General features: G+C 62.8%; 11 protein-coding genes. 5 read left to right on the top strand and 6 right to left on the bottom strand.

Features of this window, described 5'->3' with window-relative positions; translation table 11 throughout:
- Both ACIQ3Q_RS09685 and ACIQ3Q_RS09680 read right to left on the bottom strand, forming a co-directional pair.
- Positions 1 to 1,434 (bottom strand): circularly permuted type 2 ATP-grasp protein, encoded by a 1,434-nt coding sequence (locus tag ACIQ3Q_RS09685; protein ID WP_396268869.1) that lies wholly within the window; start codon positions 1,432 to 1,434, stop codon positions 1 to 3.
- Between the two features lie 96 nt (positions 1,435 to 1,530).
- Positions 1,531 to 3,990, bottom strand: coding sequence for a DNA internalization-related competence protein ComEC/Rec2 (locus ACIQ3Q_RS09680; protein ID WP_396268868.1), 2,460 nt, complete (start codon positions 3,988 to 3,990; stop codon positions 1,531 to 1,533).
- Between the two features lie 49 nt (positions 3,991 to 4,039).
- Here ACIQ3Q_RS09680 and ACIQ3Q_RS09675 point away from each other — a divergent pair, with 49 nt between their 5' ends.
- From ACIQ3Q_RS09675 to ACIQ3Q_RS09655, 5 genes are all read left to right on the top strand, one after another.
- Positions 4,040 to 4,504, top strand: a complete 465-nt coding sequence (locus ACIQ3Q_RS09675) for a RidA family protein (protein ID WP_210810354.1) — start codon at positions 4,040 to 4,042, stop codon at positions 4,502 to 4,504.
- A gap of 2 nt (positions 4,505 to 4,506) precedes the next feature.
- Positions 4,507 to 4,992, top strand: coding sequence for a disulfide bond formation protein B (locus ACIQ3Q_RS09670; RefSeq protein ID WP_396268867.1), 486 nt, complete (start codon positions 4,507 to 4,509; stop codon positions 4,990 to 4,992).
- The gene (locus tag ACIQ3Q_RS09665; RefSeq protein WP_396268866.1) at positions 4,985 to 5,689 is read left to right on the top strand and encodes a 2OG-Fe(II) oxygenase; all 705 of its coding nucleotides are present in this window, start codon (positions 4,985 to 4,987) and stop codon (positions 5,687 to 5,689) included. The genes ACIQ3Q_RS09670 and ACIQ3Q_RS09665 overlap by 8 nt, the downstream gene beginning before the upstream one ends.
- 39 nt (positions 5,690 to 5,728) lie before the next feature.
- Complete coding sequence (locus ACIQ3Q_RS09660) at positions 5,729 to 5,914, top strand: addiction module protein (RefSeq protein ID WP_396268865.1); 186 nt, start codon at positions 5,729 to 5,731, stop codon at positions 5,912 to 5,914.
- A 131-nt stretch (positions 5,915 to 6,045) separates the two neighbouring features.
- The gene (locus ACIQ3Q_RS09655) at positions 6,046 to 6,741 is read left to right on the top strand and encodes a hypothetical protein (protein ID WP_396268864.1); all 696 of its coding nucleotides are present in this window, start codon (positions 6,046 to 6,048) and stop codon (positions 6,739 to 6,741) included.
- Positions 6,742 to 6,814: 73 nt separating this feature from the next.
- On the opposite strand, the gene parC is transcribed toward ACIQ3Q_RS09655, so the two are convergent.
- From parC to ACIQ3Q_RS09635, 4 genes are read right to left on the bottom strand one after another with little or no spacing between them, the layout of a single operon-like run.
- Positions 6,815 to 9,139: a DNA topoisomerase IV subunit A gene (gene parC / locus ACIQ3Q_RS09650; RefSeq protein ID WP_396268863.1), complete on the bottom strand. Its 2,325-nt coding sequence runs from the start codon at positions 9,137 to 9,139 to the stop codon at positions 6,815 to 6,817.
- A gap of 38 nt (positions 9,140 to 9,177) precedes the next feature.
- Positions 9,178 to 9,918: a lytic transglycosylase domain-containing protein gene (locus ACIQ3Q_RS09645; RefSeq protein ID WP_396268862.1), complete on the bottom strand. Its 741-nt coding sequence runs from the start codon at positions 9,916 to 9,918 to the stop codon at positions 9,178 to 9,180.
- A complete protein-coding gene (locus ACIQ3Q_RS09640; protein WP_396268861.1) occupies positions 9,915 to 10,445 on the bottom strand; it encodes a GNAT family N-acetyltransferase in 531 nt (176 codons plus the stop codon). Before ACIQ3Q_RS09640 ends, ACIQ3Q_RS09645 begins: the two co-directional genes overlap by 4 nt.
- Positions 10,445 to 12,427 (bottom strand): DNA topoisomerase IV subunit B, encoded by a 1,983-nt coding sequence (locus ACIQ3Q_RS09635; protein WP_396268860.1) that lies wholly within the window; start codon positions 12,425 to 12,427, stop codon positions 10,445 to 10,447. The genes ACIQ3Q_RS09640 and ACIQ3Q_RS09635 overlap by 1 nt, the downstream gene beginning before the upstream one ends.
- Positions 12,428 to 12,889 lie beyond the last annotated feature (462 nt).

Here is a 12,889-nt window from a genome sequence, read left to right as displayed (position 1 = left end):
TCAGTCTTCCAACACCCAGGTGTCTTTGGTGCCACCGCCTTGGCTGGAATTCACCACCAAGGAGCCTTCTTTCAAGGCCACGCGGGTCAAGCCACCCGGCACCATCTGCACCGACTTGCCCGAGAGCACAAAGGGCCGCAGGTCGATGTGGCGGGGTGCAATGCCCGCCTCCACAAAGGTCGGGCAGGTGGACAGCGACAGCGTGGGCTGCGCAATGTAGTTAGACGGATTGGCCAGCAGTTGGGTGCGGAAGTCGGCGATCTCGGCCTTGGTGGCGGCTGGGCCTACCAACATGCCGTAGCCGCCAGCGCCGTGCACTTCCTTCACCACCAACTCGCCCAGATGGTCCAGCACGTATTGCAGGTCTTTGCTGTCGCGGCACAAGTGGGTGGGCACATTGTTCAAGATGGGCTTCTCGCCCAAGTAGAACTCCACCATCTTGGGCACATAGGGGTAGATGGACTTGTCGTCGGCAATGCCCGTACCCACCGCATTGGCCAGCGTGACATTGCCTGCTTTGTAGGCGCGCAGAAGGCCTGCGCAGCCCAGGCGAGAGTCGGGGCGGAAGACCTCTGGGTCCAGGAAATCGTCGTCCACGCGGCGGTAGATCACATCAATGCGACGCGGCCCACGCGTGGTGCGCATGAACACGAAGTCGTCTTTGACGAACAAGTCCTGGCCTTCGACCAACTCCACGCCCATCTGCTGCGCCAAGAACGCGTGCTCAAAGTAGGCCGAGTTGTACATGCCAGGCGTCAGCACCACCACGGTGGGCTCGTTCACGCCGCCCGGGGCCACGCTGCGCAGGGTGTCCAGCAGCAAGTCGGGGTAATGCGCCACGGGCGCAATGCGGTGCTCGGCGAACAAGTCGGGAAAGAGCCGCATGGTCATCTTGCGGTTTTCCAGCATGTAGCTCACGCCGCTGGGCACGCGCAGGTTGTCTTCCAGCACGTAGTAGCTGCCGCTGCCGTCCGGGTTGGCGGCACGCACGATGTCGATGCCTGCGATTTGCGAGTACACGCCCCCGGGTACGTCCACGCCCATCATCTGCGGGCGGAACTGCGCGTTGCGGGTGATCTGCTCCTCCGGGACGATGCCGGCCTTGAGAATCTCTTGGCCGTGATAGATGTCGTGGATGAAGCGGTTGAGCGCCGTCACCCGCTGGCGCAGGCCCTTTTCCATCTCGCGCCATTCATGGGCGGGGATGATGCGCGGGATCAGGTCAAACGGGATCAGACGCTCGGTGCCTTCGCCAGCGTCTTTGTCGCCATACACGGCAAAGGTGATGCCCACGCGGCGGAAGATCAGCTCGGCCTCTTCGCGCCGGCCGCGCATCACATCGCGCTCTTGTCGGCCCAGCCAGCGGTCGTAGGTGCGGTAGTGGTCGCGAACCGTGGTGCTGGTCGCGTGCATTTCGTCAAAGCTTGGTCTCATAAAGCGGTCTCCTGCCCGATTGACTGTAGCAACATCCGAGCCACATTCCCCGAGGGCACACCCTAAAGGTGCATCAGCGCTCTCAGCGCCTCTGCCTCAGGGCTCTGCGCGCCAATGCCAGTAGCGCTGACGCACCGCCCGAGTGCAAGCCTCTGCCTCGGCGCCCCAAACCCAGGCGCCACAGTGGTCGCTGCGCACCACACTGATGCCTGCCTGGGCATAGCGGGCCAGCACTGCGGGGTGCGGGTGACCAAAGCGGCTGCGGTAAGCCACCTGGATGACGGCCACGCGCGGGTTCACCGCCTGCAAGAAGGCGGCGGTCGACGAGGTTTGGCTGCCGTGATGGGGCACGATCAGCACCTCGGCCGGCAACAGGTGGGCGCTGTTCGCCACCAGCAGCGCTTCTTGCTCGGCCTCGATGTCACCCGTTAACAGCGCGCTGCGGCCTTGGGCGTCCGTCACCTTCAACACACAGCTCAAGGTGTTGGGGCGGGCCTGAGGTGCGGGCGGGCCGGGCTGCGGGTGCAGAACCTCAAAGCGCACGCCGTCCCACAGCCAGTGTTGGCCCGCCTCGCAGGGCTGGTGCCGCGCAGCTTTGCGGCGCAGGCCATGGCTGGGCTCCAAACTGCTGCGCATCTGCAGAACGGGCACGCCCTCCAACACGGCGTCAGCCCCGCCCACATGGTCGGTGTCGCGGTGGCTCAAGATCAGCTCATCGAGCTGACGAATACCCTGGGCTCTCAAAAGCGGCAAGACGATGCGCTGGCCTGCGTCAGCGTCTCGCGCGAACTTGGGGCCGGTGTCGAGCAAGAGCGCGTGCTGGGCCGTCTTCACCAGCACCGAACTGCCCTGCCCCACGTCCAAGGCCAGCAACTCGAACTGACCGTGTGCGGGCTTGGTCACGGGCGGCATCAGCAGCGGCAGCATCAACAGCAGGCCCAGCACACGCCTGGGCCACGCGCCGGGCCACACCACGCCCACCGCGCCGATGAGGCCCAGCACCACCGCCCACCACGGCGCATCCGCCGCCACCCAGCCTGCTCCGCCCCAGTGCGCCAAGTGCTCCAAAGCCCACAGCATGGGCGCCACGGCCCAAGCCGCCATGCTCCAAAAGCCTGACCACAACATGCCCAGCAAGGCCAGCGGCGTGACCACCAGTGTGACCCAAGGCACGGCGAAGAGATTGGCCACAAAGCCCACCACCGAGACTTGGTTGAACAGAATCAGCGTCAAAGGCGCCAAACCGAGCGACGCCACCCATTGCGTATGCCACGCTTGGGCCAGGCTTCGGCTCAAGCGCTGAGCCCAGCCAAGTGGGGGCTCAGGCGGCGCCTCAGCGTCGGCCAATGGCGGCGGCTCGGGCGAGGACAGCATCAACAAGCACACCGCCCCAAACGAGAGCCAAAAGCCTGGTGCCAGCAAGGCCCACGGGTCCCACATCACTACGCCCACCGCCACCCACAACGCCAAGAGCCAGCCCGGCCAGTTCACGCCCAGGCTTTTAAGGCCCGCCCCCAAGGCCAACATGCCCACCGTGCGCTGGGCGGGCACACCCCAGCCTGCCAGCAAGGCATAGCCCAAAGCCAAGAGCACACCGCCCCAACGCGCTGCCAGCGGTGCGGGCCACCACAAGCAAAGCCGGGCACTGCGCCGCCAAGCCCAGCCCACCGCCCGCGAGGCCAACCAAGCAAACAAGGTGATATGCAGGCCGCTGATGCTGATGAGGTGAGCAATGCCGGTGCGCCGAAAGACCTCCCACTGTGGGCCTTCGATGGCGGCTTGATCGCCCACGCTCAAGGCCGCTAGCACGGCGGCGGCTTTGGCGTCGGGCACGGCCAGCAGCACGCGGTCGCGCAAGGCCTGGCGTGCTCGCTCGATGGGCGCGTCCCACAGGCTGGCGGTGGCCAAGCGCTGGGCTGGCACAGCCGCTTGCGCACGTACAGCACCCACCGCGCCCAATTGCCGCTCAAACAGCCACAGCTCGGCATCAAAACCGCCAGGGTTCATCACACCATGCGGGCGCTTTAAGCGCACGGGCAATTGCCAGCGCTCACCCGCCTGCAAGGCCTCTGGCGGGCCTGCCAGCAAGGCGTCTTCCTGCCAGCCGCGCCGCCATGTCAGCCACAAGCGCTGGGGCACCTGCACCGAAGATGCGGCTTCGCCGAGTTGCTTGGCGTGCTGCACCTCGAATACAAACTGCACGCCGTCGGCGGTGATCTGAGGCATGTCCACCACCCTGCCCACCAGCTGCAGCTCTTGGCCTTCCAACTCAGGTTGAAGCACGGCCTGCAAGCGGGCACTGGCGCGGGCATCTGTTTGGCCCCAGGCCAGCAAAGCTGTTCCCAGCACCATGCACAACACCGCCAGCACTTGCATGCCAGGGCTACGCCACCGATGCCATGCCCAAAGCGCCTGCAGCCAGAGCAATCCACCCGCACCCATACCGACCTGCGCCCAGTGGACAGGCCAGCTCCGCGCCTGGGTCAGTTGAGCTAAACAACCACCCAGTGCTGCCAGCGCGACCAGGGAGAGCACCCACGGCCATCTGTTAGGCATGCCCCAGTGTAGGATGCCTGACTTTGAAATTCCCCCTTGGAGAAACCCCATGTCTGTTGCTGCTCGCCTGAAGGAATTGGGCATTGAGCTTCCGCCCATTGCCATCCCTGCTGCGGCTTATGTGCCTTTTGTTCAGACCGGCAATCTGGTGTTTTTGTCCGGCCACATTGCCAAGAAAGACGGTAAGCCCTGGGTCGGCCAATTGGGCCTGACCATGGCCACTGAAGAAGGCAAGGCCGCCGCGCGAGCCATTGCCATCGACTTGCTGGGCACTTTGCAAGCGGCCTGTGGCGACCTGGACCGTGTGGCCCGCGTCGTCAAGGTGATGAGCTTGGTCAACTCCACCTCCACCTTCACCGAGCAACACCTGGTCACCAACGGCTGCTCTGAGCTGCTGGGCGAAGTCTTCGGCCCCACCGTGGGCGCGCATGCGCGCAGCGCCTTTGGCGTGGCGCAAATCCCCATGGGCGCTTGCGTGGAGATCGAACTGATTGCCGAATTGAAGGCCGACTGAACATGGCCCTGCCCTCTTCTCGCCTCCTCTTACTCGGTGTCACAGCAGCCGCCTGGGGCGCGGTGGGGGCCGCCTTGGTGTCGCAGTTTCACTTTGACATGCAGCCCTGCCCCTGGTGCACGCTGCAGCGATTGATCTTCTTGGTAATCGGCCTCCTCACGGCCATTGCGGCCCTCCTGCCCACAGGGGGTGTGCGCAAAGCCTTGGCGTGGCTGGCCACGCTGATGGCGGCCTGCGGTGTGGCTGCTGCCCTGTGGCAGCACAAGGTCGCCGCTTTGGACACCATGGGCTGCGCTCAAACCTTGGCCGACAAGATCTTGTCCAAGCTGGGCTTGTTTGACCTGGCCCCCGATGTCTTTGCGCCCACGGCGTCGTGCGCCGAAGCCTCGGTCGATTTATTGGGCGTGCCCTATGCGCTCTGGAGTTTGGCCTTGTTTGCTTTGCTGGGCTTGACCACCACCACCCTGGCACTGCGCCGCCATGGCTGAGACCAGCACCGACTTCATCCAAGTGGTGGACGGTGCGCTCAGCACAGCGTTTTGCCAAGGCTTGATCGACGCTTTTGAGAGCAGCCCCCACCGCGTGGCCGGCCAAACCGGCGCCGGGGTGGACGAGAGCAAGAAGATCAGCACCGATCTCTACCTCAACCAACACCCCGAGTGGCGCCCGGCGCTGCAAGAGATCCAGAAGGCCACCACCTGGCATTTGACGGAGTACTTCAAGCGCCACCACTTTGCGCTGATCGCGCCGATGGCACTGACGGTGCAACACCCGCAGACGGGTGAGCCCACCGCACTGACCCACGACAACTTCGACACCGTAGGCGCGCCCCAGGCCATGGACCTGATGCGCACGCTCTACCGTCTGGGCCCCATCCAGATGCAGAAGTACCCACAAGGCCGGGGCAACTACAACTACTGGCACTGCGAGCACTATCCCGATAACGCCCGGTGTGAGACGCTACACCGAAGCCTGCTGTTCATGTTCTACCTGAACGACGTGGCTGAAGGCGGCGAGACCGACTTCTACTATCAGCAACGCAGCATCCAGCCCACCACTGGCCGCATGGTCATGGCTCCGGCCTACTTCACCCACACCCATCGGGGGCGCGTACCTGTGTCGGGCGACAAGTACATCCTCACCAGTTGGGTGTTGTTGAATCGGGCGGAGGCTTTGTATGGCTGACGCCGACCGATAAACTACAAGCCTCAGCCGGAGCCCGCCATGCCAGACCGCGTCGAAGAACTCGCTGCTCAAGGATTCTCATTGCCCCCGGCCGAACGGATGCGACTGCTGGATCTGCTGCTTGATTCGCTGAATCAACCCCGTTCAGACGCCGAAGACGACACCTTGAAGGTGGAGATTTCGCGCCGCGTTGCTGCACATGAACGCGGAGAAGGCCGACTCTAAGACATGGTTGAATTTCTGGCCGAAGCTGCTCGCGTCGCGCCTTGTAGCCAGTTCATTTATTGGGGTGAGATGTCCCCGTCCGAAAGCGCGGCTGACTCATTGCCCACCAGTTCTTTCATACCCGTTTTGACATGACTGACAAGCGATACAAGTTTGGGTTTTGGATCTCTGTGATTTGGGTATTCGGCATGCTTGGGCTTTTGTTCATCAAGCGAGCGGACATCGCTTCGATGCAACCCAATGCATGGGGAGATTTTTTTGCGGGTGCTTTTGCGCCTCTGGCTTTTTTGTGGTTAGTCCTGGGCTATCTCCAGCAAGGGGAGGAGTTGCGCCTCAGCACTGAAGCTCTTCGACTGCAAGCAGATGAGCTGAGAAATTCTGTCGAACAGCAGGCTGCGCTGGTAGAGGTCTCCCGCCTGCAATTGGACGCAGAAAGGGAAGCGTCAATTCAAGAGCGCGAGGCAAGGGACCATCAGGTCAGGCCTGTTTTCGTTTTTCGAGCACTTGGCACGGCTGTAAGCGGCGACGGGGTGTCTCTGCTCACATTTGAAATTTCGAATACCGGCCAGTCTGTAACCGACTTCCGTCTCTTTGCGGAGTCAAACCATGGACGCCTTGAAAAGCTATTGGATTTAGCGTCGTTTAAGCGCGAGTTCATACGCAGGTTCAACATAGACCCATCCAGTGCTGATCCGACGGAAGCCTTTTCCCACCTTATGATCGAGTATGTAAATGCCTTTGGGCAGAGGCGATCAGTCCGTTATGTAGGTCGACTCGACCAAAACCCGTATGACGATGCGTCTGCGTTCCAGGCGGTTGATGAATAAGGCAGGGGATCGAAGTTTGAGACCTCAACGATGAGCGCCTACATCATGACGAAAGATCGGGTGTAAAGACTGCTCAACTCGCCAACACCCTCGTCACCTTCACCGCCCCCTCAATCTTCAGCCCCTTGCGCGCACGCTTGCCCTGGTGGCGGGTGTAGGCCACGCCGCTGATGACTTCGTCTTTGGCTTTACCGGCTCGGCCGGTGCCCAGCACGCGCACGCTGGCTTGGCAAGCGCTGACCGAGATGAGCGGGTCTTTGGCGTCCACATCCATCAGCGTCAGGCCGCGACCACCATTGGCTTGGAGTTTGAGCTCGGCCAAGGGGAAGACCAGCAAGCGGCCGGTCAATGAGAGGCAGGCTACTTCTTGGAGTTGCGGTGGCACGGGGGCCGGTGGCAGCAGGGTTTCTGCTGCGTCCAGGGTCAAGAAGCTCTTGCCGCCCTTTTGGCGGCTGTTCAGGTCGCTCAAGCGGGCCAGCAGGCCAAAGCCGCCGGTGTTGGCCAGGAGCATCACTTGGCTTGGCGGGCCCGCAAAGTAGTGGGCCAACTGCGTGCCTGCTTCCAGGTCGATCAGGCTGGTAATAGGCTGGCCGTCTCCCCGGCCACCGGGCAGGCCGGCCACGCCCACGCTGTAGACGCGGCCGTTGGAGCCAAACACATACAGCGTCTCCACACTGCGGCAGGCAAAGGTGCCGTAGAGGCCATCGCCGGCCTTGAAGCTCAAGGTATTGGCGTCCACCTCATGGCCCTTCAGGGCGCGGACCCAGCCCTTCAAGCTGACCACCACAGTGACGGGCTCGTCCACCACCTTGATCTCGGCCACGGCACGCTTTTCTTCTTGGATCAGCGTGCGGCGGTCATCGCCATGCTGCTTGGCATCAGCCTCGATCTCTTTGATGACCGTGCGCTTGAGCACCGCCGGGCTGCCCAAAATCTCGTCGAGCTTGGCCTGCTCGTCGCGCAGCTTGCTGAGCTCTTGCTCGATCTTGATGGCTTCCAAGCGCGCCAGTTGGCGTAGGCGAATATCAAGGATGTCGTCGGCCTGAATCTCGGTCAGCTTGAAGCGCGCGATCAGCGCTTCCTTGGGCTCGTCGGACTCGCGGATGATGCGGATCACCTCATCGATGTTCAGCAGCACCAATTGACGGCCTTCGAGCACATGGATGCGGTCCAGCACTTTTTGCAGGCGGTGCTGGGTGCGGCGCTGCACCGTGGTCTGCCGGAAGGCCACCCATTCGGTGAGCATCTGGCGCAGACCTTTTTGCACCGGGCGCCCGTCAATACCCACCATGGTGAGGTTGATGGGGGCATTGCTCTCCAAGCTGGTATGGGCCAGCAAGGTGGAGATCAAGTCTTGCTGCTCGATGGTGCGGCTCTTGGGCTCAAACACCAAGCGCACAGCCGCCTCTTTGCTGGACTCGTCGCGCACGGTGTCCAGCACGGCCAGCAAGCTGGCCTTGAGCTGCAACTGCTCGGGCGACAAGGCCTTCTTGCCGGTCTTGACCTTGGGGTTGGAAAGATCCTCGATCTCTTCCAACACGCGTTGGCTGCTCACCCCCGGCGGCAGCTCGGTGACCACCAACTGCCACTGGCCGCGCGCCAGCTCTTCAATCTTCCAACGCGCCCGCACCTTCAGGCTGCCGCGCCCCGAGGCATAGGCCTCGCGGATGTCGGCGCTGCTGGAGATGATCTGCCCACCGCCTGGGTAGTCGGGGCCGGGCATCAGCCCGTACAACTCATCGTCGCTGAGCTTGTCGTTACGGATCATGGCCACCGCCGCCGCAGCCACTTCGCGCAGGTTGTGGCTGGGGATCTCGGTGGCCAAGCCCACCGCAATGCCGCTGGCGCCATTGAGCAGCACAAAGGGCAGGCGTGCGGGCAACAGACGGGGCTCTTCAAAGGAGCCGTCGTAGTTGGGCACAAAGTCCACCGTGCCTTCGTCCAGCTCATCGAGCAGCAGGCGGGCGATGGGGGCTAGGCGGGCCTCGGTGTAGCGCATGGCGGCCGCACCGTCACCGTCGCGGCTGCCGAAGTTGCCTTGGCCGTCGATCAGGGGATAGCGAAGCGCAAAGTCTTGAGCCATGCGCACCATGGCGTCATAGGCGGCCGTGTCGCCATGCGGATGGAACTTGCCCAGCACGTCGCCCACCACCCGCGCACTCTTCACCGGCTTGGGTGCCCCGCCCGAGCCGCCATGGCTCAGACCCATGCGCTGCATGGCGTAAAGAATGCGGCGCTGCACCGGCTTGGCGCCATCGCAGACATCGGGCAAAGCCCGGCCCTTGACCACGCTGAGCGCATATTCCAGATAGGCCCGCTCGGCATAGTGGGCCAGGGTGACGGTGCTGTCGTCTCCACCGCCGGGTGGGGGGGCAAAACTCAAAGGGGTTTGTTCCATAGGTCAATGGCAAGACGGTCTGTGGCGCAGTGCCCCACTCAGCGCAAAGTGGCGGTGGGTGTGGCGCTGGTCGAGACCAGATTCATGGTTTTTACATTGCGCTGCTGGCGTTGCTGCAGCAGCTCCCAATAGATTTCGAGCACCAGGTGCACATGCGCCTCGGTTTCAGCAAACGGCGGCACCTTACCGCCATGGCGGCGCACCTTGCCCTCGCCGGCGTTCCAGGCCGCCAGTGCCGGGGCAATGCCGCCCATGCGGCGCGACAAGTCCGCCAGCATCCGCGCACCCGTCATGATGTTGCTGCGCGGGTCGCGCAGGCGCTCTTCCACCGGGCGGGCGGCGCGCTCGGCTTTGGTGGCATAGCGCTCTCCCGTGTCCGGGGTGATCTGCATCAGGCCTATGGCGCCTTTGGGCGACACCAAATCGGGCTTGAAGCCAGACTCCACGGCAATCAGCGCCTGCATCAACTCCACATCCACGCCGGTCGCCGCTTCGGCCTCTCGCAAGATGGGCAGCAAGGCTTTGGCCTCGGGGGCAAAGGCCAGCCATGTCATCAAGGCCTTGCGAGAGGCCACTTTGCCGGGCACTCGGCCAATGTCCTCGTTGCCTTGGCGCAGCACGGGGGTGTAGCGGCTGTCTTCTTTCTTGGTCGAGAAATGAGCGACACCCTGCGCGTCCACATAGCCCCACAGCGGCGGCTCCGCAGCGCGCACACTCAGCCCCGACGACAGCCAGACCATGCTGGCGGCCAAGGCCTGAGGAGCGCCGCACCACCTCATGCGACCGGGTCCTCTTGGCCCATGGCGCGGCGGGCTTGGTACTCGCGGTCCAGCAGGCTCATCACGATCAAATCATCGTAGCCATCGGCACCATCCACCTGCACACGCACGCTTTCACGCAGGCGGCCCTCTTCGACAAAGCCTTCGCTGCGATACAAGTGCTGGGCACGGGTGTTCAGGCCTTTGACATCCAGCCAAAAGCGGTGCGCCCGAAAATCTGAAAACGCCATGCGCTTGAGTACCCGCACCGCCGCACGGCCCAAGCCTTGGCCCTTGGGCTGCAGCACCAAGCGCTTCAGCTCCACACTGCCATGCGGGTTGCGGCAGCCTTGCAAGATCACAAAGCCTTGGCGCTCGCTGCCCTCGCCCGACTCAATGATGAAGTGGCGGAAGTCGGGGAAGCGAATGGCACCTTCGTGCTGGGTGCGGTCCCAGGGCGTGATGAAGGGCAGGTTGCGCGCATCGTGTTCGATTTCGACCACGGCATCCAAGTCCGACAGCACAGTGGGGCGCAGGCGAATGGGCATCAGATGTCCACCTCCACGGCGTCGCCGTGCAGCTCCATCAGGTCGCGGCGGGCCTGAGCCTCGCCCTTGCCCATCAGCTTGGTCATGGAGTCCACGGTGCTGGCAAAGTCCAATTGACCATACTGCACTTGCAGCAGGCGGCGGGTGTCGGGGTTGAGCGTGGTGTCCCACAACTGCTCGGCGCTCATCTCACCCAAGCCCTTGAAGCGGCCAATGCTCCATGAGCCTTCCTTCAAGCCTTCCTTGCGCAGCTTGTCCAAGGCGGCATCGCGTTCACCGTCGTCCAGCGCATAAATTTTGGCGGCCGGCTTTTTGCCGCGCGCCGGCGCATCCACCCGGTAGAGCGGTGGCTTGGCCACATACACGTGGCCGGCTTCGATCAGACGCGGGAAGTGGCGGAAGAACAGCGTCAGCAGCAGCACCTGGATGTGCGAGCCGTCCACGTCCGCATCAGAGAGGATGCAAATCTTGCCGTAGCGCAGGCCCGACAACTCGGCCGTGTCGGTGGCACCGTGCGGGTCCACGCCGATGGCCACCGAGATGTCGTGAATCTCGTTGTTCTTGAACAGCAGGTCGCGCTCGACCTCCCAGCTGTTCAGCACCTTGCCGCGCAAGGGCAAGATGGCCTGGGTCTCTTTGTTGCGGCCCATCTTGGCGCTGCCGCCGGCCGAGTCGCCCTCGACCAAAAACAACTCATTGAGCTGGGTGTCTTTGCTTTCGCAGTCGGTCAGCTTACCGGGCAGCACGGCCACGCCCGAGCCTTTGCGCTTCTCAACCTTTTGGCTGGCGCGCTGGCGCGTCTGCGCCTGCTTGATCACCAGCTCGGCCAGTTTTTTGCCGTGCTCCACATGCTGCGAGAGCCACAGCTCCAAGGCCGGCTTCACATAGGCCGAGACCAAGCGCAGCGCATCTCGGCTGTTCAGCCGCTCTTTGGTTTGACCTTGGAACTGCGGGTCCAGCACCTTGGCGCTGAGCACAAAGCTGGCGCGCGAGAACACGTCTTCGGGCATCAGCTTCACGCCCTTGGGCAGCAGCGAGTGCAGTTCGATAAAGCCCTTGATGGCCGCAAACAAACCGTCTTTCAGGCCCGCCTCGTGCGTGCCACCGGCCACGGTGGGGATCAGGTTGACATAGCTCTCGCGCAGCAGCGTGCCTTCTTCGGTGAAGGCCACACACCACGCGGCGCCCTCGCCTTCGGCAAAGTTCTCGTCTTCACCGCTACCGGCGTAATGCTCGCCCTCGAAGAGCGGAATCATCGGGTCGGCCGGCAGGGACTGCTGCAGATAGTCGCGCAGGCCGCCTTTGTAAGCCCAAGTTTGTACGTCACTGGTTTTCTCGGTGGTCAGCGTCACCGTCACACCGGGCATCAGCACGGCCTTGCTGCGCAACAAGTGCATCAGCTCGTGGCGGGGCAGTTCAGCACTTTCAAAATACTTGGCATCGGGCCACACCCGCACTGAGGTGCCCTTTTTGCGCTCGCCCGCTGCTGTAGGGCGCACCACCAGGGGCTCGATCACGTCGCCGCCCGAAAAGGCCAAAGCGGCCGCTTGGCCATCGCGCCACACCGAGACTTGCAAGCGCTTGGCCAAAGCATTGGTCACGCTCACGCCCACGCCATGCAAGCCGCCCGAGAAGCTGTAAGCCCCGCCCGAGCCCTTGTCGAACTTGCCCCCGGCGTGCAGGCGGGTGAAGACGATCTCCACCACGGGCACTTTCTCCTCGGGGTGCAGGCCAAAGGGAATGCCCCGGCCGTCGTCATCCACGCTGACGGAGCCATCAGCATGCAGGGTGACCGCAATGCGCTTGCCATGCCCGGCCAGCGCTTCGTCGGCTGCGTTGTCGATCACCTCTTGCACGATGTGCAAAGGGTTGTCGGTGCGGGTGTACATGCCGGGCCGCTGCTTGACGGGCTCCAGGCCTTTGAGAACGCGGATGGAAGATTCGCCGTAGGTCGGCTCAATCGGTGAGGGTCGGGTTGCCATGGCGGGGGATTGTAGGAAGCGAAACGGTGGCCTAAGCACACGACAAGGGCCGAAAAGTCGGCTGTGTTTTCATACAGTCTACGCCAGACCGCAGGCTTTTCAGCCCCGTGACCGCTCAGGCCCCGATCGCAACCGCTCGCGCCGAGATTTTTTCTCGATCTCGTGATATTCACGATGAAAGGTGATTTATTCTCTTTTCCGTAATTATTTTCTCAAACTATTGCGTTATTCAAAATCGATAAAGCCGCAGACGCTGACCATTCCGTCACAACTGAGGGGGCAGAAACAAATTATCGGTACGGCAGGGGGTGTAAAAATTATCCCCATCATCAGCCTACTTGTCAAGCCCCGGGAGATCATTCACACGTTTTGTGAAGAGCTTGGGGTGTGAGGCGTGCCATTTTTTCAGGGCCTCGATGGGGGTCTGGTGGTTGAGGGCGCGTTGAGGAATTCGATGGTTGT

Source organism: Ideonella sp., assembly GCF_044358605.1.
In the GTDB taxonomy this organism is placed as follows: domain Bacteria; phylum Pseudomonadota; class Gammaproteobacteria; order Burkholderiales; family Burkholderiaceae_C; genus Ideonella.
Note: the sequence above shows the minus strand (reverse complement) of the source record. Positions and strands in the feature narration are given on the sequence as shown.

Bases quoted from the DNA above. Each gene is read 5' to 3' on its own strand.
- ACIQ3Q_RS09655 (WP_396268864.1), top strand. From the start codon at position 6,046: ATGACTGACAAGCGATACAAGTTTGGGTTTTGGATCTCTGTGATTTGG.
- ACIQ3Q_RS09670 (WP_396268867.1), top strand. From the start codon at position 4,507: ATGGCCCTGCCCTCTTCTCGCCTCCTCTTACTCGGTGTCACAGCAGCC.
- ACIQ3Q_RS09645 (WP_396268862.1), bottom strand. From the start codon at position 9,918: ATGAGGTGGTGCGGCGCTCCTCAGGCCTTGGCCGCCAGCATGGTCTGG.
- ACIQ3Q_RS09665 (WP_396268866.1), top strand. From the start codon at position 4,985: ATGGCTGAGACCAGCACCGACTTCATCCAAGTGGTGGACGGTGCGCTC.
- ACIQ3Q_RS09640 (WP_396268861.1), bottom strand. From the start codon at position 10,445: ATGCCCATTCGCCTGCGCCCCACTGTGCTGTCGGACTTGGATGCCGTG.
- ACIQ3Q_RS09680 (WP_396268868.1), bottom strand. From the start codon at position 3,990: ATGCCTAACAGATGGCCGTGGGTGCTCTCCCTGGTCGCGCTGGCAGCA.
- ACIQ3Q_RS09685 (WP_396268869.1), bottom strand. From the start codon at position 1,434: ATGAGACCAAGCTTTGACGAAATGCACGCGACCAGCACCACGGTTCGC.
- ACIQ3Q_RS09660 (WP_396268865.1), top strand. From the start codon at position 5,729: ATGCCAGACCGCGTCGAAGAACTCGCTGCTCAAGGATTCTCATTGCCC.
- parC (WP_396268863.1), bottom strand. From the start codon at position 9,139: ATGGAACAAACCCCTTTGAGTTTTGCCCCCCCACCCGGCGGTGGAGAC.
- ACIQ3Q_RS09635 (WP_396268860.1), bottom strand. From the start codon at position 12,427: ATGGCAACCCGACCCTCACCGATTGAGCCGACCTACGGCGAATCTTCC.
- ACIQ3Q_RS09675 (WP_210810354.1), top strand. From the start codon at position 4,040: ATGTCTGTTGCTGCTCGCCTGAAGGAATTGGGCATTGAGCTTCCGCCC.